The 23,644-nt window shown below is 57.4% G+C and carries 23 protein-coding genes; 4 read left to right on the top strand and 19 right to left on the bottom strand.

Translation table 11 applies throughout. The features are described 5' to 3' along the window. Positions 1–6 precede the first annotated feature (6 nt). The 7 genes from DXT88_RS15565 to hemE form a co-directional block, all read right to left on the bottom strand. Positions 7–780: an SDR family oxidoreductase gene (locus DXT88_RS15565; protein ID WP_265214809.1), complete on the bottom strand. Its 774-nt coding sequence runs from the start codon at positions 778–780 to the stop codon at positions 7–9. 91 nt (positions 781–871) lie between these two features. Further along, the gene (locus DXT88_RS15570) at positions 872–1,591 is read right to left on the bottom strand and encodes a thiol:disulfide interchange protein DsbA/DsbL (protein ID WP_265214811.1); all 720 of its coding nucleotides are present in this window, start codon (positions 1,589–1,591) and stop codon (positions 872–874) included. A 95-nt stretch (positions 1,592–1,686) separates the two neighbouring features. Further along, positions 1,687–2,337, bottom strand: a complete 651-nt coding sequence (locus tag DXT88_RS15575) for an SPOR domain-containing protein (RefSeq protein WP_265214813.1) — start codon at positions 2,335–2,337, stop codon at positions 1,687–1,689. A 7-nt stretch (positions 2,338–2,344) separates the two neighbouring features. Further along, positions 2,345–4,102, bottom strand: coding sequence for an arginine--tRNA ligase (gene argS / locus DXT88_RS15580; protein ID WP_265214816.1), 1,758 nt, complete (start codon positions 4,100–4,102; stop codon positions 2,345–2,347). A gap of 124 nt (positions 4,103–4,226) precedes the next feature. Beyond that, positions 4,227–4,745 carry a DUF6622 family protein gene (locus DXT88_RS15585; RefSeq protein ID WP_265214818.1) on the bottom strand — a complete coding sequence of 173 codons (519 nt, stop codon included), beginning with the start codon at positions 4,743–4,745 and terminating at the stop codon, positions 4,227–4,229. Between the two features lie 150 nt (positions 4,746–4,895). Continuing rightward, the gene (locus tag DXT88_RS15590) at positions 4,896–6,932 is read right to left on the bottom strand and encodes a primosomal protein N' (protein WP_265214820.1); all 2,037 of its coding nucleotides are present in this window, start codon (positions 6,930–6,932) and stop codon (positions 4,896–4,898) included. 739 nt (positions 6,933–7,671) lie between these two features. Beyond that, on the bottom strand, positions 7,672–8,766 hold the full coding sequence (gene hemE / locus DXT88_RS15595) for a uroporphyrinogen decarboxylase (RefSeq protein WP_265214822.1): 1,095 nt from the start codon (positions 8,764–8,766) through the stop codon (positions 7,672–7,674). Positions 8,767–8,914: 148 nt separating this feature from the next. Here hemE and DXT88_RS15600 point away from each other — a divergent pair, with 148 nt between their 5' ends. Then, on the top strand, positions 8,915–9,700 hold the full coding sequence (locus DXT88_RS15600) for a transporter substrate-binding domain-containing protein (RefSeq protein ID WP_407649352.1): 786 nt from the start codon (positions 8,915–8,917) through the stop codon (positions 9,698–9,700). Positions 9,701–9,755: 55 nt separating this feature from the next. Here the strand turns inward: DXT88_RS15600 and DXT88_RS15605 are convergent, their stop codons facing one another. From DXT88_RS15605 to DXT88_RS15660, 12 genes are all read right to left on the bottom strand, one after another. Next, on the bottom strand, positions 9,756–10,541 hold the full coding sequence (locus DXT88_RS15605; RefSeq protein WP_265214824.1) for an SGNH/GDSL hydrolase family protein: 786 nt from the start codon (positions 10,539–10,541) through the stop codon (positions 9,756–9,758). Between the two features lie 2 nt (positions 10,542–10,543). Further along, entirely contained in the window at positions 10,544–11,350 is an 807-nt protein-coding gene (locus DXT88_RS15610) for a PPK2 family polyphosphate kinase (protein ID WP_016835144.1), read from the bottom strand. Positions 11,351–11,396: 46 nt separating this feature from the next. Further along, on the bottom strand, positions 11,397–11,807 hold the full coding sequence (locus DXT88_RS15615) for a CoA-binding protein (RefSeq protein ID WP_265214826.1): 411 nt from the start codon (positions 11,805–11,807) through the stop codon (positions 11,397–11,399). A gap of 232 nt (positions 11,808–12,039) precedes the next feature. Beyond that, the gene (locus DXT88_RS15620; RefSeq protein WP_265214828.1) at positions 12,040–12,462 is read right to left on the bottom strand and encodes a F0F1 ATP synthase subunit epsilon; all 423 of its coding nucleotides are present in this window, start codon (positions 12,460–12,462) and stop codon (positions 12,040–12,042) included. Positions 12,463–12,533: 71 nt separating this feature from the next. Next, entirely contained in the window at positions 12,534–13,934 is a 1,401-nt protein-coding gene (gene atpD / locus DXT88_RS15625) for a F0F1 ATP synthase subunit beta (protein WP_016835147.1), read from the bottom strand. Between the two features lie 52 nt (positions 13,935–13,986). Then, entirely contained in the window at positions 13,987–14,871 is an 885-nt protein-coding gene (gene atpG, locus DXT88_RS15630) for a F0F1 ATP synthase subunit gamma (RefSeq protein WP_016835148.1), read from the bottom strand. A gap of 17 nt (positions 14,872–14,888) precedes the next feature. After that, positions 14,889–16,430, bottom strand: a complete 1,542-nt coding sequence (atpA, locus tag DXT88_RS15635; protein WP_265214831.1) for a F0F1 ATP synthase subunit alpha — start codon at positions 16,428–16,430, stop codon at positions 14,889–14,891. A gap of 54 nt (positions 16,431–16,484) precedes the next feature. Beyond that, positions 16,485–17,018, bottom strand: a complete 534-nt coding sequence (locus DXT88_RS15640; RefSeq protein ID WP_016835150.1) for a F0F1 ATP synthase subunit delta — start codon at positions 17,016–17,018, stop codon at positions 16,485–16,487. A 1-nt stretch (position 17,019) separates the two neighbouring features. Then, on the bottom strand, positions 17,020–17,490 hold the full coding sequence (locus DXT88_RS15645) for a F0F1 ATP synthase subunit B (RefSeq protein ID WP_029363663.1): 471 nt from the start codon (positions 17,488–17,490) through the stop codon (positions 17,020–17,022). Positions 17,491–17,565: 75 nt separating this feature from the next. Beyond that, positions 17,566–17,811 (bottom strand): F0F1 ATP synthase subunit C, encoded by a 246-nt coding sequence (gene atpE / locus DXT88_RS15650; RefSeq protein WP_006461334.1) that lies wholly within the window; start codon positions 17,809–17,811, stop codon positions 17,566–17,568. Positions 17,812–17,888: 77 nt separating this feature from the next. Continuing rightward, the gene (atpB, locus tag DXT88_RS15655) at positions 17,889–18,704 is read right to left on the bottom strand and encodes a F0F1 ATP synthase subunit A (protein ID WP_016835152.1); all 816 of its coding nucleotides are present in this window, start codon (positions 18,702–18,704) and stop codon (positions 17,889–17,891) included. After that, positions 18,701–19,045: an ATP synthase subunit I gene (locus DXT88_RS15660; protein ID WP_016835153.1), complete on the bottom strand. Its 345-nt coding sequence runs from the start codon at positions 19,043–19,045 to the stop codon at positions 18,701–18,703. The genes atpB and DXT88_RS15660 overlap by 4 nt, the downstream gene beginning before the upstream one ends. 831 nt (positions 19,046–19,876) lie before the next feature. On the opposite strand from DXT88_RS15660, the gene DXT88_RS15665 reads away from it, so the two are divergent. From DXT88_RS15665 to DXT88_RS15675, 3 genes are read left to right on the top strand one after another with little or no spacing between them, the layout of a single operon-like run. Then, positions 19,877–20,344: a helix-turn-helix domain-containing protein gene (locus DXT88_RS15665; protein ID WP_265214835.1), complete on the top strand. Its 468-nt coding sequence runs from the start codon at positions 19,877–19,879 to the stop codon at positions 20,342–20,344. After that, positions 20,341–22,698 (top strand): SAM-dependent methyltransferase, encoded by a 2,358-nt coding sequence (locus DXT88_RS15670; RefSeq protein WP_265214837.1) that lies wholly within the window; start codon positions 20,341–20,343, stop codon positions 22,696–22,698. Before DXT88_RS15665 ends, DXT88_RS15670 begins: the two co-directional genes overlap by 4 nt. Before the next feature lie 2 nt (positions 22,699–22,700). After that, entirely contained in the window at positions 22,701–23,447 is a 747-nt protein-coding gene (locus tag DXT88_RS15675) for a hypothetical protein (RefSeq protein ID WP_265214839.1), read from the top strand. The last annotated feature ends 197 nt before the right edge of the window (positions 23,448–23,644 follow it).

The raw sequence follows: 23,644 nt of genomic DNA on the forward strand, positions 1-23,644 counted from the left end.
GCTCGTTCAGAGATGTCGTTTCTTGTGCGGCGCTTTCGAAAACGCGAAGTCGTACACACTGTTGGGCAACAGGCGCAGCAGTTTGGCAACCACGCCCATTTGCCACGGGATCACGCGATAGCTGTCGCCGGCGGCGATGGCGGTCAACGCGCGCGCCGCGAATTTCTGCACCGGCATCAGGAAGGGCATGCGGTAGTGATTGATCTGCGTCATCGGGGTGTCGATGTACCCGGGCGCAATCGTCACCACCTTGATGCCGCTGGCGCGCAGTTCGATGCGCAGCGATTCGCAATAGCTGATGACCGCCGCTTTCGATGCACTATACGCCTCGGCGCCGGGCAGACCGCGGATACCTGCCACGCTGCCGATGCCGACCAGGCGGCAGTCCTGCCGCCGTGGCTGAGTCTTCATGGCGGCGATGAACGGATGGAAAGTGGCGACCGTGGCCATCACGTTGGTGGCAATGATGCGTTCGAACACCGGGATGTCTTCGGCGAATTCGGTCAGCGTGCCTTGCGAAATGCCGGCGTTGGCGATCACCACGTCAATGCCGCCGGCAGCCTTGAGGAAATCTTGCGCCGCAACCTGTAGCGCGGCGTGGTCGGTAACGTCGAGCACGTACAGATGATGGCGCTCCGGATGGGCGAGTCCGGCGCGCAACTGTTCCAGCATGTCGCGGCGACGCGCAACCAGGCCCAGCACCGCGCCTTGCTGCGCGTAGGCCGCGGCCAGCGCGGCGCCGATGCCGCTTGATGCGCCGGTGATGAAGACTCGCTGCATGCCATCCCTTTCGTTCAATTGTGATCGGTGCGCACCAATGAAAACGGTCCGTCCTCTCGCGAGCGACGGACCGTGTTCGGTGTGGTGAAGCTTATTTCTTCTTGGCCGGCTTGGTCGATGTTGCTGCTTCGGCCGGCTTTTCGGCGCTTTTTTCCGCCGCCAGCTTGGTCAGCAGATGATCCATCACTTGCAGCGATGCGGCTTGCTGCATGGACTCGGGCTGGTTGGCCATGGAGGCGCCGGCGATGGATGGCGAGGTGAGGTAACGACCGTCGATGGCGATGGTCGGCACGCCGTCGATCTTGTACGCTTCCTGCAATTGCGAGGCGCGGCGCACCTTGGTCTGCACGCCGAAGGAGTTGTACAGGTCGACGAATTTCTGCTTGTCGATGCCTTGCTTCTCGATGAACTCCAGGATGGTCTTGTCGGTGTCGACGCGTTGGCGGTCAACGTGGATGGCCTGGAAAATCTTCGGATTCATTTCCGCAGTCTTGCCCATCGCTTCGAGCGCGTAGTAGAGCTTCTGCTGAGGGATGAACGATTCCCGGAAGGCGACCGGCACTTGCTTGAAGACAATCTTGTCGCCCTGCTTCTTGACCCAGGCGGTCAGCGCTGGATCGAACGCAGCGCAATGCGGGCAGCTGTACCAGAAAAATTCGGTGACTTCGATCTTCTTGCCCGACTCGGTCGGCTGGGCTTGCTCCAGCGTACGGTAGTCGGTACCGCTTTGTGGATTGGCAGGTGACGCGCTAGCCGAAACGGCCAGCAAACCCAGGCTGATGACAGCGAGAGCATGACGGAACAAACGCATGATTCTTAACCCCTTCTCAAGGTATTCGCAAATAAATATGATGGCGGACCGCCGTGCCGGGCAAAGTTGAACCACGGCAAAACTGAAAACGGTCCTTATTTTGGTATGCGGACGATGGCGGCATCGACGCCGTTATCAGACAATTTGCTACGCATCCGGTTCACTGTCTCTTGCTGGCCGATCGGGCCGATCCGCACGCGGTACAAGGTGCCGTTGTCGGAGGGCCGTTCGCTGACCTTGGCTTCGAAACCGAGCAACGCCAGCTTGGCGCGCGCGTTTTCGGCATCGGCCTGTTCACGGAAAGCGCCGGTCTGCAGGAAATAGGTCCACTTGTCGTCGACTGCACTCTCGGATTTATCGGACTTGGCCGGCTGCTCCTTGGTGATGGCGGCCAGCTTGTCCTTGTCCTTCGGCACGTCGACCTTCGGCGCCAGCGGCGTGTCCGGCTTCCTGGCTTCCGGCGCAGGCTTTTCCTGATCAGGATTCTTCGGCGCCGGCGGAGCTTCCTTGGCGACGTCCTTGTTGCCGTAGAGCGGCTTGTTCGGGTCGGAGGACTGGCCCGGCGACAGCTCGGTGCGCTCCTGCTTGGTGACCTTGTTGACGAAGGGAATCGGCGACTTGGTGATCATCAGCGCGACGACCACGGCAATGCCGAGACCAACGATAAGACCGAGGATCAGGCCCAGGAAGGTGCCGCCGGCCTGTTTGCGTAAAATCGGATGGTGTTGTTTCACTTGTGTCTTCATTACAGGGTTACATTCTTGTCGGGGCGGAAACGCCGATCAATGCCAGTCCGTTGCGCAGCACCTGGCGAGTCGCACTCATGAGCGCCAGGCGCGCCATCTTGGTTGGGACATCGTCGACCAGCACGCGTTCTGCATTGTAGTAGCTATGCAATTCGCCTGCCAGATCACGCAGGTAGAAAGCCACCTGATGCGGTCCGAGCTCCTGCAGCGCATGCGCCAGTGCTTCCGGATATTCGGCCAGCTTGGCCAGCAGGCTGACTTCGCGCGGCGCCGTCAGCGGCGACAGGTCGGCGACCTGATCCAGCGCGGCCTCGTCGCCGCCCCACTGGTTCAGCACCGAGCAGATGCGCGCGTGGGCGTACTGGACGTAATAGACCGGATTTTCGTCGTTGCGGGTCAGCGCGACGTCGACGTCGAACACGAATTCGCTGTCGGCCTTGCGCGAGATGAGGAAGAAGCGCACGGCGTCGCGGCCGCGAGTCAAGTCACCTGCATCACCTGCATCACCTGCTTCGGCTGCATTGTCGTCGTTGCTGCCGTTGGACCATTCGATCAGGTCGCGCAGCGTGACATAGGAACCGGCGCGCTTGGAAATTTTTACTTCCTCGCCGTTCTTCATCACCGTGACCATCTTGTGCAGCACGTAGTCGGGATAGCCTTGCGGGATACCGACGTTGGCCGCCTGCAGGCCGGCGCGTACGCGCGCGATGGTGCCGTGGTGGTCGCTGCCCTGGATATTGATGACCTTGCCGAAACCGCGCTGCCATTTGGTGATGTGATAGGCGACGTCGGGCACGAAGTAGGTGTAGGTGCCGTCGCCCTTCTTCATGACGCGGTCCTTGTCGTCGCCGTAGTCGGTGGTCTTGAGCCACAGCGCGCCATCCAGTTCGTAGGTCTTGCCGGCCTTGATCAAGGCGTCCACTGCGGCGGCAACCTTGCCTTCGGTATACAGCGAAGATTCCAGGTAATAGTTGTCGAACCTGACGCCGAAGGCCTGCAAGTCCAGATCCTGCTCGCGGCGCAGATAGGCCACGGCGAAGCGGCGGATCGATTCGAGGTCCTCGACGTCGCCGCTGGCGGTAGCCGGCTCGCCGTCGCTGGCGGAAACCGTCTTCTTCGCCTTGAAATCGTCGGCGATGTCGGCGATGTAGTCGCCGTTATAGGCCGACTCGGGCCAGCCCGCATCGCCCGGCTTGAAACCCTTGGCGCGCGCCTGCACCGAAGTCGCCAGCGTGGCGATCTGGACGCCGGCGTCGTTGTAGTAGAACTCGCGCGTGACGTCGTAGCCCTGCGACTGCAGCAGCGCCGACATGGCGTCGCCGAGCGCGCCCTGACGGCCGTGGCCGACGTGCAGCGGACCGGTCGGATTGGCGGAAACGAATTCGACCAGCACCTTCTTGCCGGCGCCGGCCTGGCTCTTGCCGTATTGCGCGCCTTCGGCCAGCACCACTTTCACCACGGCCTGCTTGGCGGCGTCAGCCACGCGCAGGTTGATGAAGCCGGGGCCGGCAATGTCGGCGGAGGAAATCAGTTCTTCGCGACCGGGCTGCGACAGCACGCCATCCACCAGCGCCTGGGCCAGTTCGCGCGGATTCTTCTTGAGCGGCTTGGCCAGTTGCATGGCCAGGTTGCAGGCGATGTCGCCATGCGACGGATCGCGCGGACGCTCCAGCGTAATCGTCGGCGTCAGGCCGGAGCCTTCGATCAGCGGCGCCGCGGCGGCCTGGAATAATTCGGTGATGCGTTGTTTTTGTTGGGCGAGCATGGGAACGGAGGGGTCGGCGGCCGCGCTGACAACGCCAGCCGCACATTGATGAATATATAAACCCCGGATTATACCGGCTTGCCGCGCTCGGATTGAAGCCGATCTTGCAGGCCCGCATTCCGCCTCAGGTCGCCGCAGGCGTCGCCGACGACTGCGCCTGGCGATAAAGATGCAGGATGCGCAACAGACGACCGACCGGCACCCCCATGAACAGGCCGTACAACAGGCTGACCGCGAGCGTGAACAAGGTCCCCTGCACATAGGTGGAATACAAGACCTGCAACACGGCCACACCGTATTTGACCGCAAACACGCCGACCATCATCAGCAAAGGCAGCCAGCTGCCGCGCAACCAGACCGTGCCGCGCGTGGGATGCGGTGCGATGCCGGCCCGTCCGGCCGCCGCCCAGCTCAGGAATCCGCTGCCCAATGCCGCCAGCGCAGCCGCCGCCAGCGCCGGCGCATGGGCTTGCGATTGCGCGTAAAGACCGTGCAGCGACAAGGCCAGCAACAGCAGCGGGATCAGCGCTACCTTCAACAGCGGGGTTTCCCGGTCGGCGCCGGCCAACCAGCCGCGATAGACCACGAAGGCCAGGAAGGCCCAGACCCACAGCGGCGTATGAATGATCATTTGTTGCAACATGGCGACTCCTGGAATGAAGAAGGAAAGGAATGCCGCCATGTTAGGCGCGCCCCGCGCGCCGTTCCAGCGCTGTGCGATGAACGGCGCGAGGACGGCGGGCTGCGGGGAATTTGATGCGATGAGTGGATGCGCCGGATGGGGCGTACCGGCTCAGATATCGACCGGATCGACTTCCAGCGACCATTTGGCGCGCGTTTTCATCTGGCGCAAGACCTCCATCCAGTCGCGCAGGAAGGCCTGCAACGCCGGCCGCGACGGGCATTCGACCAGCAACTGGGCACGCTCGACGTTGGCCACGCGCGTCATGGTCATCGGGATGGGATCGTTGATGGTGATGCCCGGGTGCTCCAGGCAGGCCGCCGCATCCTGCAGGAAAGCCAGCGCGACGTCGAGCTCAGGCGCTTCGGCGCGCAGCAGCGCCTGGTAGAGGAACGGCGGCAGGGCCGCCTGCCGGCGCTCTTCGAGCAACTGCGTGGCAAAGCCGTCGTAGTCGTGCGCGGCTACCGCGCTGTACAGCGGATGATGCGGATAACGACTCTGGATCAATACTTCGCTGGGCGAACCGCCCTCCTTCTGACCGGCCCGTCCGGCGCGGCCGGCGACCTGCATCAGTTGCGCGAACAGGCGCTCGCTGGCGCGGTAGTCGTGCGAAAACAGCGCGGTGTCGGGATTCATCACCCCCACCAGCGTCAGGCGCTTGAAGTCGTGGCCCTTGGCGACCATCTGCGTGCCGATCAGGATGTCGACCTCGCCGCGGTGCACGCTGTCGAAGGCATTCTGGGCCGAACCCTTGAGGCGCGTGGAATCGGCGTCGATGCGCAGGATGCGCGCCTCCGGAAACATCGCCTGCAAGCCTTCTTCGACGCGCTGGGTGCCGCGTCCCAGCGGTTGCAGGTCGACGTTGCCGCAGGTCGGGCAGGCTTTGGGGATGTACAGTTCCAGGCTGCAATGGTGGCAGCGTAAGCGCCGCTCAGGCTTGTGCAGCACCATGAACGAAGTGCAGCGCATGCAGTTGCTGATCCAGCCGCAGGCATCGCAATTGAGCACCGGCGCATAGCCGCGCCGGTTGAGGAACAGCAGCGACTGCTCGCCGCGCTCCAGGCGCAGCTTGAGGGCCGCCACCAGCGTCGAGGTCAGGCCGTCGTTGGGACGGTCGCGCTCCATGTCGATCATCTTGACCTTGGGCAGCACGGCGTCGCGCACCGCGCGCTCGCGCAGCTGCAGCTTGCGGTACCGCCCGGCCTGGGCATGCTGCCAGGTTTCCAGCGACGGCGTGGCCGAGCCCAACACCACCGGAATCGCCAGTTGATGCGCGCGCCAGACCGCCAGATCGCGCGCCGAATAACGCAGGCCTTCCTGCTGCTTGTAAGAGGGATCGTGCTCTTCGTCGATCACGATCAGTTTGAGATGCGGCAACGACGACAGGATCGCCAGCCGTGTGCCGAGCACGATGCGCGCCTGGCCCTGGTGCGCCGCCAGCCAGCTGAGCGTACGCTCGCCTTCGGCCAGGCCGCTGTGCAGGCTGACCACGTGTACGCCCGGAAAGCGCGCGCGGATATTCGATTCGAGCTGCGGCGTCAGGTTGATTTCAGGCACCAGCACCAATACCTGCGCCACTTCGCCGGCGGCTTCATGCTGCGCCAGGATGCGCGCCGCCGCCTGCAGGTAGACCTCGGTCTTGCCGCTGCCGGTCACGCCATACAACAGCAGCGGCGCAAAACCCTGCGCGCCGGCGATGGCGTCAACGGCCTCCTGCTGTTCCGGCTTCAACTGCGGCGTGTTGACCGGATTGCCGTCGTGGCCGGCATCGAGCTTGGCCAGCTTCTTGAGCGCACGATCGAGCGCGGTGGCGGTCAGGGTGCGCAGGTTCTTGGGCAAACCGGGCAACGCCACCTCGCCCAGCGGGCGCTGGTAATAGTCGGCGGCGAAACCGCACAGCGCCAGCCACTGCGGCGGCAGCGGCGCCAGTTGGCTGCGCACCGCCAGCACGTCCTTGAGCTTGCCGTCCGGCACGTCGGTCTGCTCGGCCAGGCCGATGATCAGGCCCGCCACCTCGCGCCGGCCGAACGGCACGATCGCCAGCTGGCCGATTTGCGGCAGCGCCTCGTCGCCGTTGGCGCGCCAACGGTAATCGAAGGTCCTGTCAAGCGGAGTATCGAGAACGATCTGAAGGATGCGTTGTTCCACGAACTTAATGTGATTCCTGAAAAGATGACCTAAGTAACGGTTTCATAACTACTTTTTAGGCTATCCACAAAACCTGTGGATAACTTTGTGCACAACTCGGGCTTGACAGCCTTTTTCCCAGTCTGGATGCGGGTTTCAATAAATTGCCCAAATCAAAAGCAAAATTTAAACCTATAAAAATCAATGACTTGCAAAACACTCCACCGCCTATGAAATTTATTTTTAAATTTTTATTATTGCTTCGCACAAAGCTTTTTTGTGCATAAGTCCACTTTTTCGCACCGAAAAGGTACCGTCGCGAGATCGACCGCACTACTTTCAGTCAAGAAAATTTTGTCGGAAAGGCGCTGACAGCGGAGAGGATTCTGACGCGTTTTTTAAAGTAAAACGTTAAAAAGGTATGTAACTCACGGTTTCATAAGTGCTTTTTCAGCTATCCACAATTCCTGTGGATAACTTTGTGGGCAACTACCTCTTGACAGTCCCGAACCCCACGTTTCATGCGGCTCTCGATAGTTTGCACAAATCCCGCGCACGAAACAAATTCCTTAAAAATCAATCACTTGCAAAATCCGAAATTCCACCGCATTACAAATATGGATATGAATGATTCCCACTAAGAGAAGCCCCGTCCGTGTGCATAAGTGAGTCTGCGCGCGGGTGCAATGTGCACCGTTTCGCATGCTGGTGAGTATGTACTTTGTTTTCAACGATTTATCGGCGTTCTGGGCGGTGGAGATCAGCCGCGCAGCTCCCGGCTGATGCCATGTACCGCCTCCACCAGTGTCGTGACCGACTCCGGCGGGGTGAACTGGGAGATGCCGTGACCGAGGTTGAACACGTGCCCTACGCCCGCTTCGGGCTTGCCGAAGGATTCCAGCAGCTTGCGAACTTCGGCCTGGATCTGCGCCGGCCCGGCAAACAGCACGTTAGGATCGAGATTGCCCTGCAGCGCCACCTTATCTCCGACGCGGCGACGCGCATCGGCCAGATTGACGGTCCAGTCCAGCCCCACGGCATCGGCGCCGATGTCGGCGATCTGCTCGAGCCACAATCCGCCGCCCTTGGTGAAGACGATCGCCGGAATCTTGACGCCGTCCTTGTCACGCTTGAGCTGGCGCATGACTTCGCGCATGTAGTGCAGCGAAAACGCCTGGTATACGCCGTCCGCCAGCGCCCCGCCCCAAGTGTCGAAAATCATCACGGCCTGCGCGCCGGCGTCGATCTGGGCGTTCAGGTAGGCGGCGACGGCGGCGGCATTGGTCCGGAGGATGTGGTGCATCAGGTCGGGACGGTCGTACAGCATGGTCTTGACGGTGCGGAAGTCGTCGGAGCCGCCGCCTTCCACCATGTAACAGGCCAGCGTCCACGGACTGCCCGAGAAGCCGATCAGCGGCACACGGCCATCCAGTTCGGTGCGGATCTGGGTGACGGCGTCGAACACATACTGCAGGCTGTCCAGTTGCGGCGCCTGCAGCGCCAGCACGGCCTTTTCGTCGCGCAGCGGGCGCTCGAACTTTGGTCCCTCGCCGTCGGCGAAGAACAGGCCCAGGCCCATCGCATCCGGCACGGTCAGGATGTCGGAGAACAGGATCGCGGCATCCAGCGGATAGCGCTCGAGCGGCTGCAGCGTGACTTCAGTGGCGTAATCGGGATTCTTGGCCAGCCCCAGGAAGGAACCGGCGCGGGCGCGCGTGGCGCGGTATTCGGGCAGGTAGCGGCCAGCCTGGCGCATCAGCCACAGCGGCGTGTAATCGGTCGGCTGGCGTAGCAAGGCACGCAGGAAGGTGTCGTTCTTGAGCGGAGCAAATTGAGATGTGGACAATTGAGACATGGGAGCGATCTGGAGCAATGGGACTTCATGTTGGCCGCATCGGCAATCTTCTATTATCTCATTCAAACCGTAAAACAGCCGTGCCCGATTGATGCCCGGGGCTGCTGGTGATATCGTCTTTGCTCTACAAAAACATGGAGGAGACGATATGAAAAAGTATTTCAGGAAATGGCTGTTGCCGCTCACGCTGCTGTGTGCCGGCCTGGCGATGCAGACCGCCGGCGCCGCCGAAAGCAGCCGCTTGGACGAGGTGATCAAGTCCGGCAAGTTGCGCGTGTGCATGACGGGCGACTACAGGCCGTTCACCTATTTCAAGACCGACAACACGTTTGAAGGCATGGACGTCGACCTGGCGCAATCACTGGCCAAGTCGCTGGGCGTCGAAGTGCAACTGGTCAAAACCACCTGGACCAACCTGATGACCGATTTCCTGGCCAAATGCGACATCGCCATGGGCGGTGTTTCGGTGACGCTGGACCGCCAGAAGAAAGCCGCGTTTGCGGTCTCGCACATGGTCGACGGCAAGTCGCCGATCGTGCGCTGCGCCGACGTCGCCAAGTTCCAGACGCTGGAAATGATCGACAAGCCAACCACGCGCGCCATCTTCAATCCGGGCGGCACCAACGAGCGCTTTGCGCGCGCCAATTACAAGCAGGCGCAGTTGATCCTGCATCCGGACAACGTCACGATCTTCCAGCAGATCATCGACGGCAAGGCCGACATCATGGTCACGGACGCCAGCGAAACCTTGTGGCAGGCGAAACAGCATCCCGAGCTGTGCCCGGTACATCCGGACCAGCCCTTGCAATTCTCGGAGAAAGCTTTCATGCTGCCGCGCGCCGATGTCGCCTTCAAGGAATACGTGGATGCCTGGATGCATTTGCAGAAAGCCACCGGCGACTATGATCGCGTGCTCAACAAGTGGCTGCATTGATGCGTTGACGGATTGATGCCGAGCAGTGCAACGCCCGCCGATGACGCGGGCGTTTTTATTTCAGCGCGCCCAGCGTACGCAAGCCTTCGACAGTTGCCTGCGCCAACTGTTGCGCCCAGATGCGCGCGCCCGCGGCCGACGGGTGATAGCCGTCATGCGCCATCAGGTTGCGTTCGCGGGCGTCGCTGCGCACCGGCACATAAATCGCTCGCGGCAACTCCGCCGCCAGTTGCTGCGCGGCCCGGCTGAGCACTGCGGCTTTCATTCCAAGCACATGGCGCAAAGGTTGGGGCAGCGCGGGGAACAGATGCAGCGGCGGCGCACCGGAAATCAGCAGCAAGCTCGGCGACAGTTGCCGCTGCAATGCGTGCGCCAACGCGGCGAGGTCGCGACGGTAACGGCCGCTGCCATGGAAAGCGGTGCTGTCGTTGACGCCGAAGGCGATCAGCACGATGCGGAGTTCTTGCATGCGAGGCATTTTCGGTAGTGAGGACTGTGCGAGCTGCGGCAAGACGTCGCGGTGGGCGTCCGCCACCGTGGCGCCGTTCTTGCCGAAGGCGCGCCACTGCACAGGCCGTCGCAGCGCAACGGCCAGTTCCTGCGCAAACTGCGCGGTGATGGCTTCTTCCTGACGCTCCACACCCACTCCGGCTACCGGCGACTCACCGACGGCGATGAGCACCACCGGGACCGCGTCACCGACCTCGGCCGGCGTGCACAAGCCTTCCCGCGCGCCGTCCGCTTCGGGAAGACGCGGTGTGATGCGGCGCGTGCGTTTGCCCTGCGCATACAACCAGGGCAGCAGCGGCAAGGCCAGCAATTCGGGCAGCCAGCGACGCATGCCTATTTCACCTTAAGGCCGGCGAGTTCTTTCTTGGCCGGCGGAAAAGCCAGCTTCATTGCCTGCAGGGTTTCCAGCACCACGCCCGCGATGGCGAGGTTGCGGTGAGTCTTGGAATCCGACGGAATCACGTACCACGGCGCGTGATCGGCATCGGTGGCCTGGATCGCCTGGCTGTAGACCTTCTGGTAGTCGTCCCAGCTCTTGCGCTCCTCCAGATCCTGCAGCTCGAATTTCCAATGCTTGGCGGGATCGTCGACGCGCTCCTGCAGCCGCGCGCGCTGCTGGTCCTTCGAGATGTGCAGGAAGAACTTCAACACCACGGTGCCGGTCTCGCTGAGCAGGCGTTCAAAATCGTTGATCTGTGCGTAGCGGCGCTTGCATTCGGCCGCATCGATCCAATTATGCACGCGCGTGATCAGCACATCTTCGTAGTGGCTGCGATTGAAGATGATCAGTTCGCCTTTGGCCGGCACTTGCTGATGGATGCGCCACAGGTAGTCGTGCTGCAGTTCAAGCTGGCTCGGGGCCTTGTAGCTGACGATGCGCAGGCCTTGCGGATTGACGCCGCCGAATACGCCGGACACGGTGCCGTCCTTGCCGCTGGTATCCATGCCTTGCAGCACCACCAGCACTTTGCGTTCATGCTGCGCGAACAGCATCGCCTGTTGCTCGGCGATCTGCGCCGCCAATGCCTGGACCTGCAATTTGTCGGCGGCCTTGTCGCCGCTGGAGAGCGGTTTGACGCCGGCGTTTTCGTCCTTGATTTCCTGCCTTTTGGTCGCGCGGAATTGTTCGCGTATACCCATCGTGACGATCTCCTGTGTGCCTTCCGGCGCAATGAAAGCGATTGGACTACAACACGCCGTGGCTAATTCCCATGGCGTGATCAATCTTGATGCAACGGTCCATGATGACTGTCAGACCGGCGGCCTTGGCCTTGGCTGCGGCGGCGTCATTGACGATACCCTGCTGCATCCACACGCAAGCCGCCCCAATGGCGATGGCTTCGTCCACCACCGGCGGAATATCCGCGGATTTGCGGAAGCAGTCGACGATGGAAATCGTAACCTGGCCGGCCAGCGCCTGCGCGGCTTCGGTCAGGCTGGCGTAACAGTGCTCGCCGAGGATCTGCTGGCCGGCGTACATGGGATTGACGGCGACGATGCGATAACCCTCACGCTGCATGTAGGCGGTGACGTCGTAGCTGGGACGGTCGGGACGATTGGACAGGCCGACGACGGCGATGACTGGCTTGGCGCTCATGGAGCAACTCCTGTGTAAAAAGGCAGAGGCTGCCGGCGCCTGCATGAGGCAGCTCAAAGCAACATCAGCGAATGTGCGGAAATATTCACTTTAACCGATCATGCGTACACGCGTCGTGTATCGGTAGCAGCGGCGGCGATGGCAGGACCGGTAAATTCGCAGGCAATAAAAAAGGCAGCCGAAGCTGCCTTTTTCAATGATGCTGAATGCCGTTGCCGCAGAGCGCGGGTAATTAACGCTTCTGACGCAATCTTGCGATCGCGGCCAATTGCGCCACTGCGGTCGCCAGTTCGGCTTGTGCAGCTGCGTAATCGATTTTGGAGTCGCGATTCGCCAGGGCTTCTTCCGCGAGTTTCTTCGCGGTGCTGGCCTTGGCTTCGTCCAGATCCGAGCCGCGGATTGCGGTGTCGGCCAGAACGGTCACGGTGTCAGGCTGCACTTCCAGCAAACCACCGGCGACGAATACGAACTCTTCTTGCGCCTGGCCAGGAATCTTGATGCGTACTGCACCTGGCTTGATGCGCGTGATCAAGGGAGTGTGGCGAGGATAAATCCCCAACTCACCCGATTCACCCGGCAACACGACGAATTCCGCCTCACCGGAGAAGATTGCTTCTTCGGCGGAGACTACGTCAACGTGAATAGTTTGTGCCATATCGTTTCCTATCCGGTCAGCCGTCTTGCCCGGACTTCAGGCAATAACGGCTTCGCGAGAATCAAGAGATCTTAGTTGATCTTCTTGGCCTTTTCGATTGCTTCTTCGATCGTGCCAACCATGTAGAACGCTTGTTCCGGCAGGTGATCGAGTTCGCCGCTAGCGATCATCTTGAAGCCCTTGATCGTGTCTTTCAGCGAAACGTATTTACCTGGCGAGCCGGTAAACACTTCAGCAACGTGGAACGGTTGCGACAGGAAACGCTGCATCTTACGTGCGCGAGCAACGAGGAGCTTGTCTTCCGGAGCCAGTTCGTCCATACCCAGAATCGCGATGATGTCACGCAGTTCCTTGTAGCGTTGCAGGATGCCTTGAACAGCGCGGGCTGTTTCGTAGTGCTCCTGGCCGACGACTTGCGGGTCCAGCTGGCGCGATGTCGAGTCGAGTGGATCGACCGCAGGGTAGATACCCAGCGAAGCGATGTCACGCGACAGAACGACGGTCGAATCCAAGTGGGCAAACGTGGTGGCTGGCGATGGGTCGGTCAAGTCATCCGCTGGAACGTAGACGGCCTGGATCGATGTGATCGAACCAGTCTTGGTCGAAGTAATACGCTCTTGCAGCTGGCCCATTTCCGAAGCCAGCGTAGGCTGGTAACCCACGGCGGAAGGCATACGACCCAGCAGTGCGGAAACTTCAGTACCGGCCAGTGTGTAACGGTAGATATTGTCGACGAAGAACAGCACGTCTTTACCTTCGTCGCGGAAGCCTTCGGCGATCGTCAGGCCGGTCAGCGCCACGCGCAGACGGTTGCCCGGCGGTTCGTTCATCTGACCGTAGACCATGGCGACCTTGGAGTTCTCCGGAGTTTCCAGATCCACAACCTTGGCGTCGGCCATTTCGTGATAGAAGTCGTTACCTTCACGGGTACGTTCACCAACACCGGCGAACACGGACAAGCCGCTGTGCGCCTTGGCGATGTTGTTGATCAGTTCCATCATGTTCACGGTCTTGCCCACACCCGCGCCGCCGAACAGACCGACTTTACCGCCCTTGGCAAACGGACACACCAGGTCGATAACCTTGATGCCGGTTTCCAGCAGTTCTTGCGACGGCGACAGTTCGTCGTACGCAGGAGCCTTGCGGTGGATCGAGGCCGTCGTTGCGTGGCTCACCGGACCGCATTCATCGATCGGGTTGCCCAGCACGTCCATGATACGACCCAGTGTTGCTTTACCGGTCGGCACCATGATTGGCTGGCCTGTGTTCTTGATTGCCATGCCGCGGCGCAAACCGTCGGATGTACCCAGCGCAATGGTACGGACTACGCCGTCGCCCAGCTGTTGTTGTACTTCCAGCGTCAGTTCCGAGCCATCCATCTTCAAGGCGTCGTAAATCTTAGGCATCGCGTCACGTGGGAATTCAACGTCCACCACAGCGCCGATACACTGAACGATTTTGCCATCAGCCATTTTCGTTCCTTCAATAATATAAAATTAAGTTCTGTTAAGCGCAGTTTGCGCGTTACACCGCAGCCGCACCGGCAACGATTTCCGAGAGTTCTTTGGTAATCGCAGCTTGACGAGTCTTGTTGTAAACCAGTTTCAATTCGCCGATCACGTTACCCGCGTTGTCGCTAGCCGACTTCATCGCCACCATCCGCGCCGATTGCTCGGACGCCATGTTTTCTGCGACAGCCTGATAAATCAACGCTTCCACATAACGCACCAGCAATTCATCGATGACGCTTTGCACATCCGGCTCGTAAATGTAGTCCCAGGAATGCGAACCTGCATCCCCAGCCTTACTATCAGCCTCAAGACGATCAACTGACAACGGCAGCAATTGCTGCAGCATCGGCTCTTGCTTCATCGTGTTGATGAACTTGGTGTACACCAGATAAACCGCGTCGAGGCGACCTTCCTGGTAAGCATCGAGCAGCACTTTCACTGGCCCGATCAGCTTGTCCAGATGTGGCGTATCACCCATTTGCACGGCATGCGCAACGACGGTGGCGCCGATCCGGTTGAGGAAACCCAGACCCTTGTTGCCGATCGCTACTGCTTGAACCTTGTTTCCTTGTCCTTCCAGCTCACGCAGTTTCGCGGTCAGCAAACGCAAGGAGTTGGTATTCATGCCGCCGCACAGACCTTTGTCTGTGGTGACGACGATGAAACCAACGTTCTTGGAGTTGTCCTGCTTAACCATGAACGGGTGCGTGTACTCTGGATTGGCTTGCGACAAGTTAGACGCGATATTACGAATCTTTTCACTGTAGGGACGTGCCGCACGCATCCGGTCCTGCGCTTTGCGCATTTTGGAGGCAGCAACCATTTCCATCGCCTTGGTGATCTTCTTCGTATTTTCTACGCTCTTGATCTTGCTGCGTATCTCTTTACCTGTAGCCATTCCGTGCTCCAGTTAAATTAAGCTACGAACGATTTTTTGAAATCAGCAACGGCAGCAGACAATGCAGCTTCACCATCTTTGTCGATTTGCTTGGTTTCTTCGATCTTTTGCAGCAAAGGCGCGTGGCTGGTCTTCATGAAATTATGCAGACCGCTTTCGAACGGCAGTACCTGCTTGACTTCGATGCTGTCCAGGAAACCCTTGTTGACTGCGAACAAAGTCACAGCCATCAGCGAGATCGACAACGGCGAGTATTGCGCTTGCTTCAACAGCTCGGTGACGCGGGCGCCACGATCCAGCTGCTTGCGGGTCGCTTCGTCGAGATCGGAAGCAAATTGCGCAAACGCTGCCAGCTCGCGATACTGCGCCAGATCGGTACGAATACCGCCGGACAGGCTCTTGATGACCTTGGTTTGAGCAGCGCCACCGACGCGCGACACCGAAATACCGGCGTTGATCGCAGGACGGATACCAGCGTTGAACAACGATGTTTCCAGGAAGATCTGACCGTCGGTGATCGAAATCACGTTGGTCGGAACGAAGGCGGAAACGTCGCCTGCTTGCGTTTCGATGATAGGCAGTGCAGTCAACGAACCAGTCTTGCCCTTGACTTCACCCTTGGTGAAATCTTCGACGTACTTTTCGTTCACGCGTGCTGCGCGTTCCAGCAAACGGCTGTGCAGGTAGAACACGTCGCCAGGATAAGCTTCACGGCCTGGTGGACGGCGCAGCAGCAGGGATACCTGACGGTATGCAACAGCTTGCTTGGACAGATCGTCATACACGATCAGCGCATCTTGACCACGGTCACGGAAGTATTCGCCCATTGCACAGCCGGAGTAGGCCGACAGGTATTGCATCGCAGCCGACTCGGAAGCCGATGCGGTAACAACGATGGTGTACTCCATGGCGCCGTGTGCTTCCAGCGAGCGCACGATGTTCTTGATCGACGATGCTTTTTGACCGATCGCGACATAGATACATGTCACGTCCTGGCCCTTTTGATTGATGATCGCGTCAATCGCAACAGCAGTCTTGCCGGTTTGACGGTCGCCGATGATCAGTTCGCGCTGACCGCGGCCGATCGGCACCATCGCGTCGATCGACTTGATGCCGGTCTGCATTGGCTGCGAAACGGATTGGCGGGCAATAACGCCTGGGGCGATCTTTTCAATCGGGGCTGTCAGCTTGGTGTTGACCAGACCCTTGCCGTCGATAGGCTGGCCCAGTGCATTCACTACACGGCCGCGCAGTTCCGGACCAATAGGCACTTCCAGGATACGGCCGGTACATTTGACTGTATCGCCTTCGGAAATGTGTTCGAAGTCGCCCAGAATAACGGCGCCCACCGAATCGCGCTCGAGGTTCAGCGCCAGGCCGAAAGTGTTGCCTGGGAATTCCAGCATCTCACCTTGCATCACGTCAGACAGACCATGGATACGGCAGATACCGTCGGACACGGAAATAACCGTGCCTTGATTGCGAATCTCAGCGGTATCGCCAAGGCCTTGAATCCGGCTCTTGATCAGCTCGCTGATTTCAGATGCGTTGAGTTGCATACTAACTCCTAAAAATTTTTCTATCGCTTAGGCTCTTACGCCAAGGCCCAGGTTTTATGCAGCCAAGGCAACATGTAACTGTTGCAGCTTCGCGCGCACCGAGGTATCGAACACTTCGTCACCGACAACCACACGCACGCCGCCGATCAAAGCATTGTCCACCTTGACGGTTGGCGTCAGCTTGCGACCGAATTTCTTTTCCAGCGTGACGACCACATCCTTCAACTGCGCATCGGACAATTCGAACGCGCTGGTGATTTCTGCATCAGCGGCGCCTTCCTGTGCGTTTTTCAGCGTATGGAATTGGGCGGCGATTTCAGGCAACAGCGTCAGACGGCCGTTCTGCACCAGCGCGCTGACGAAGTTCTTCGCTTCGACGCTCAATGGTGTTTTCAGAACGGACGAAAACGTGGAAACGACTTGCTCATCCGACAGTGCCGGATTTTGAGCCATGTCTTTCACGTCATGGTGCGCTGCAGCTTGCGCCATCTCGGAAACAAGATCAGCCCAAGCCGACAAACTGCCGGCTTTGGCTACACGAAACAGGGCTTCTGCGTAAGGGCGAGCGATCGTTGCGAGTTCGGCCATATTACAGCTCTGTCTTCAGTTGGGTCAGCAAGTCGGCATGCGCCGCAGCATTGACTTCACGCTTCAGAATCTGTTCGGCGCCTTTGACCGCGAGGGTCGCAACTTCGCCGCGCAATTCTTCACGCGCTTTAGTCACTTGCTGCTCTGCATCGGCCTTTGCATTGGCGATGATGCGCGCGGCTTCCTCGGAAGCGGTTTTCTTCGCTTCTTCGATGATCAGCTGAGCACGCTTTTCAGCGTCGCCAATACGTTTCTGGCCTTCGTCGCGTGCTGTCGACAGTTCTGCCTGAACGCGCTTTTCAGCAGCCGCCAGGTCAGCCTTGCCGCGGTCAGCCGCAGCCAAGCCGTCCGCAATCTTCTTCGCACGCTCGTCGAGCGCCTTGATCAACGGCGGCCAAACGAATTTCATCGTAAAGCCGGCGAGGATGAAGAAGACCACGAACTGCGCAAACAATGTTGCATTTAAGTTCACGGTAATTTCCTTCTCAGAATATCGTGTGCCGGATCAGTAATCCGGCAAAAGTGAGAATCGGCTATGCCGCCCGAATTACTTCGCGATGAACGGATTTGCAAATGCGAACAACATGGCGATACCGACACCGATCAGGAACGCAGCGTCGATCAGACCGGCCAGCAGGAACATCTTGGTTTGCAGCGTGTTCATCAGTTCTGGCTGACGTGCAGATGCTTCGAGGTACTTACCGCCCATGATTGCGATACCGATACAAGCACCGATAGCACCCAGGCCAATGATCAAACCGCAAGCCAAAGCAACGAAAGAGACATCAGTCATGACAATTCCTTAGAAAGTTAAAGTTAATACGAAAATCAAAAAACAAACCAAAAAGCTAAAACCGTACAGCAGCCTTGTTAGTGCGCCTCATGCGCCTGGCCGAGGTAAACCAGTGTCAACATCATGAAAATGAATGCTTGCAGCAGCACGATCAGGATGTGGAAAATTGCCCAGATCGAACCTGCGATGACGTGGCCGACAAAGCCGAACGCCGTAGCAGCCGAACCCAGCAATGCGATCAGCAAGAACAACAGCTCGCCCGCATACATGTTGCCGAACAACCGCATGCCCAGCGACACGGTCTTTGCAGCAAATTCAATGATATTCAACAGCAGATTGAAAGGCGCCAGCCAGATGCCGAACGGCGCCGCAAACAGTTCATGGATGAAGCCGCCCGCACCCTTGATCTTGAAGCTGTAGTACAACATCAGCGCCAGCACGCCCAGGGCGATGCCCAAGGTGCCGTTCAGGTCGGCGGTAGGAACGATGCGGTGGTGGATTTCTTCCAGGCCGGCCAGACGCATGATGCCCGACACCAGATCGACAGGAAGGAAGTCCAATGAGTTCATCAGGGCGACCCAGACAAACACGGTCAGCGCCAGCGGTGCGATGAAAGTACGGTCGCCGTGAACGATGGCCTTGGATTGGTCTTCGACCATTTCGACCACCATTTCGACGAATGCCTGGAAACGGCCCGGCACGCCGGAAGTGGCCTTGCGTGCCGCCAGGTACATGAACAGGCAGCCGACCACGCCGCAGAACACCGACCAGAAGATGGTGTCCATGTTGATGATCGAGAAATCGACGATCTTGTCCTGGTGTTGCGAGGAGAAATGTCCGAGATGGTGGACGATGTATTCTGAAGCAGTAGGTGCGTGCGCAGCAGCAGTCATGGTCGATGTCTAAACAGTAAGATTAAGTAACTTTTAAGCACCACGATGAAGCTCAGCACAAATGCGAGCCAGTTCACATCGCGATACAACCAAACAACTGCGCCCATGAGCGCAAGAGTCGTAGCAATCTTGATAAATTCCCCGAACAAAAACGTCATCGGGTCAGCCCCACCAGGCTTGCGAGTACTTGTATAGAGACGGAGGGCGAACAGGCCGTTGGGAATGAAGCAACACATCCCTCCCAGCAATGCAGACCACAACGCAGATACCCCGCCCAGCAAACCAGCAATACATGCAGCGACGACCATGGCCACAAGCTGCAAAAGGATGATGCGCAGCATATATATCCAATATCGTGCAGGCCGCACTCATTATGAGCAGACGGCGGTTTAGAAGCCCGGCGATTATAAAGGCTTGCGTCCGAATCCGTCAAACTTTTAACGCGTGATTACAGTGATATATCGTCAAGTTGCCAGTCAGTTGTCGGCTTTAACATACAGCTGCATTGTGAGCCAAAATCGGGCGATCGACGATTACCTGCAAGGTAATGCAAACTACTACCAAACAAACTTCGGGAATGCTGTCATCGGACTGACAAAAACGCGATCCGGATGGGCAAAAATGCACAAAAACCACGGCGGGATGGTAAGGGACTCATAAAAATGCGGCGAACTGACCCCATTACCTTGCCACATATACGTATCCAAGGCCATTCTTGCATTGTTTTTTGGAATTGGCTGAGCCCAAACTCGAGTCACAAAACGCCTGCTACCCCGATAATTTTGCCGAAGCATTTGGTGGGTATGCATTAATTTGCCTATTGGGTCCATAAAGGCTTAGTACGGGGCTACAACACTGACACTTGGAGTTAGCATTGTCAGCAATGCCCCTATAATTTTGCCGGAATCTGGGCTTTACCTGTCCTAACGCGACATGGTCAAGCAACGGGACGATCGATTGTACGCGTAACACCCACAGTCAGACCCTCGCTTTTGCAGATTAAAAGGAAAAATGCTACCGGAGCCTTGCTAGACATCCGTGCCCCCCCCTAGGAATGCCAAAAAGTTTCCATTTTGGAATTTTTTAAATAATTTCAAAAAAATTCACTATCGTGTGGCGAATCCGCGATCCATCCTGTTGTTAACAACAGGATAAGCTGTATCATTGCCACCATGAAATTTACTCCTGCCCAAGCCAGAGCCATCGTTGGTGTCAGCGAACAGACGCTTCGTTATTGGAAGCGCTATTTAATACCGCTCAAAAATAAGCGTGGGCACGGCCCCTCTTATACGCACGGAGAGCTCCTGGCGCTCATGGTGATCAACGCTGTAGTACGTGAACTCACGATTGACATTGGTCGTCTTGCCGCGCAAGCGGAGTCTCTATTTGCAATTTGTCATCAAACGCATTGGTTGAAGTATCGGGATAGCGTCCTTCGAATCGGCAGCGCCGATATCAATATTCACCAAGACGGAGAGCAATTGAATCAATTCACAGCTGGAGGCCCCTGCATCTTGGTAGCCCTCGGGCCGATCATGGAACAACTGCGGTTGAATTTGGTGAGCCAAGATCCGGATGCGCAGCTCGAGTTGAACTGGCCACCGCTAGGAATAACGATTTTGAAAGATGCCGCAAAATGAAAACAAAATTATCCAACCCAGAGGTATGGCGCACACAGCTAGGCTTTTTACCCGTTCCGTTGTTTGCTGACAGGAGTGATGACCGCTATGTCATGCTCAATGGAGGCAAAGGTAATTTCTGCCTGGATGTTGCTACTTCGGACGCCGACATCTCTCCTGCAGGGGCAGCGTGGTCGGCTGACGTCGATCACTACATTTCTGTAAAAAATGCAGAGATCACAGTCGCGAGCTGGAGTAGGCCTGAGGCAAAGGAAGCGTACAAAATCTCTGATATCGAGGGTCGATTACCTTTATTTCAGCAGTACCTTGAGTCTCGTCAAGCACCACGCGAAAAGTCGGTTGTCGCGCATGCGATTGGTTTATATAGGGCACTGCGCGGGAAGATTCGCCCGGGCCAAGACGATCACCAAGCACTTCTTTCTTTCATGGCAGTTTTAATCGAGGGGTGGCAACGACAGTCTTCGAAGCTAGACATGAGTGATTGGGCTGATTTTGACGTCGCGCAAGATGCGCTGACGACAACGCTTAACGCGGCCGATCGAGACTTGATCGTGGAGCGACTGCTTGAGCCCAAGCTTTCCGACGGCTTGCCTCTCGACGTTGATTTGCTGATTCGTCACGCATCCGGAAGAATCTTCCAGGAAGCGCACTATCTCGCATTGACCCCAATTCAAGATGATCTTTTCCTAGGCGCCCTTGCTGTTCCCATTGCGCGCGCATCGAAAACGTCCGGGGCATTCTTCACACCGACACCTCTGGTGCGTACGGTCGTAGAGCAAGCGTTAGAGCAAGTAAATCTAAGTGAGCGAAAAGATCTGACCATTTTCGATCCTGCATGTGGCAGTGGTGAGTTTTTGCGTGAAGCCATGCGCCAATTGAGTTTGCGACGGTTTAAAGGGCGGCTGAGGATCGTTGGCTTTGACATCTCTGAGCCAGCGTGCGTCATGGCGCGATTCGTGCTGGCCGCAGAGTCGAGATCCTGGAACAAGCAGGCGGTCATTGAAATTGTCCAGTGCGATGCGTTGACCATAAACACGTGGCCAAATGCAGATCTTTGCCTAATGAACCCTCCGTTCGTTTCCTGGTCTCGCCAATTGCCCGACCAGCGAGAAGCCATTGGGCAGCATTTGGGGCGCTTGAATCAAAAGCGTCCAGATCTTGCGATGGCCTTCTTGCTATTGGCCGCAGAACGTATTAATCCTCAAGGTGTCATCGGCACTGTCTTGCCCGCATCAATTCTCGACGGTGAATCGTCGATAGCACTACGCGATTATCTCGAGGAAATTCTTCAGTTGCGTTTGGTTGCGCGACTGGGAAGCCAGCAAGTGTTTTCTGATGCGATGGTCGATCCTGCGCTCGTAATCGCGAAAAGTACTCGCAAGGCACCCACGGTAACAGAGGCCGATCCAATTTGGCTTTGGGCAGATCACGAGCAAAGCTCTTCGGAGGCTGCACTGCGCGCGCTGCGTAAAATCGACGTCCATGACGCGGAACAAGTTCTCGTTGATGAAGCGCACTTTAGTATCTACCAGGCGAGAAGCTTGGAAGCGGGGAATTGGGCGCCGCGGCCATTCAAATCAGCGCAGCTACTCGCTAAATTTGGTGATCTCCAAAAGGTAGGGGATTTTTTCTCGGTGCAGCAAGGTACCTTAACCGGAATGAACGCTACGCTTCTCATTTCGCACGTCTACTACGCAGGACTGCCTAAATCGGAACAAAAGTTCTTTCGGCCAGCAATCATGAATGACTCCATCGTTTGTGGAAAGCTGAAGACGGACGGGTGGGTGTTCTACCCTAACTCGGAAGGGCTCCCTCTTATCGACAGCGAAGAAAAACTGGCGAAGCACCTCAAAAATTATTATGCGCAGATTTTGCTGCCCAGTAAGGAAGCCTTGCTGCGCCGCTCGCGCATCACTGAAGATACTTGGTGGCGCCTTTCTGAGCATCGGAAATGGCAAATTCGACCGCAAGTGAAAATCGTTTCAACCTATTTTGGGGACTCAGGCTCCTTCGCTCTCGATGCTAGAGGTGATCACGTTGTCGTGCAGGGTTACGGATGGCTTCCCAAGAAGGTCTTAGGAGATGAAGATTTGCTTTGTGTGCTCGCCATTCTTCATACGCATTTCATCGACAAGCTGTTGGCAGGAATTTCCAACAATGTCGCGGGAGGCCAATGGAATTTGTCGAAGCGATTTGTCGAGCAAATGCCGATGATCGATGTGCGGATTATTCCTGCAGAGGTAAAAGCTGAGCTCTTCGCATTTGGGCTAGCCATTACTGAAGGCCGTGCGTTCAATCGAGAGCGCATTGAGGCTGCTGTGAGAATGGCCTACGAATTCCAATTACGGACGTGATCGTGGCTAAGATGAATACTACTGCTGCAGCAGCGCTAGTACCAGGTCTGCGCATTCAGAACTTTTCTAAATTCATGATTGACTCGAAAAAGAGAATTGGCAATGCAATAGGTAAGAGTCATCTAGAACATAGCGCTTTCAGCAGCGGCACAGAGGAAATCTACTACATCCGTACCCGAGAATCATTAGAGATCCAGGGCTTAGAGAAAAAGCTATTGGCACTGCCAATTTATAGTTGGGGAGAGCAAAGTGCTTGGCTAGTCGTAGAGTTGGACTTTGAGCGAGATGGGGAAGAATATTATTTGACGCACGTCAGTCTAAAGCTATATGCCGGCCCCACGATGGAGGCGACGAAGCTTTACTTCCGGGCAGAGTGGGACCCGAGAGACAATCCACACCGGCACGCCCAACCGCATTGGAATATTCACGATATCGCCTGGAACTCTCCAATTGCCGGGAACTCGACGAACTTCGTCGATTTTGCCAATGCACAAGAACCTGATTTTTTAGATATCGTCGCTCAGGAACAAGGCATTAACACACAAAGCGGACAGCCTAAGGGAGAAAAGAAGGACAGTGATCTCTTGAGTCAAATGAAGAAGTTCCACTTTGCGATGGCCGCGCTGTGGCACCAGTCTAACAGTCCAGATTCGCATGTTCAAATAGCGACCGACGAAAAAACAATCGTCAACTGGATCGCAGCCTGTGCTGGCTACATCAAACATCAATTGAGACTCTTAGATGCCTAGGTTTTCTGCTTCGCTTAGCGCGAAGTTTGTCAAATTCAAAGTCCTTGGAGTCTCAATTCGATGCCAAGCTCGCGACCAAGAGTGAGTGCAATTCAATAGACGGGGAAACTCTGTTTATAGACAAAGCGAGTCTTCACGACGTAGCTTGGCCTCTTCTCTCACATCTTCTGCTATTCGCCTAGCATCTACTTTATTGC

The organism is Herbaspirillum lusitanum (assembly GCF_026127345.1).
GTDB classification, from domain to species: Bacteria; Pseudomonadota; Gammaproteobacteria; order Burkholderiales; family Burkholderiaceae_D; genus Herbaspirillum; species Herbaspirillum lusitanum.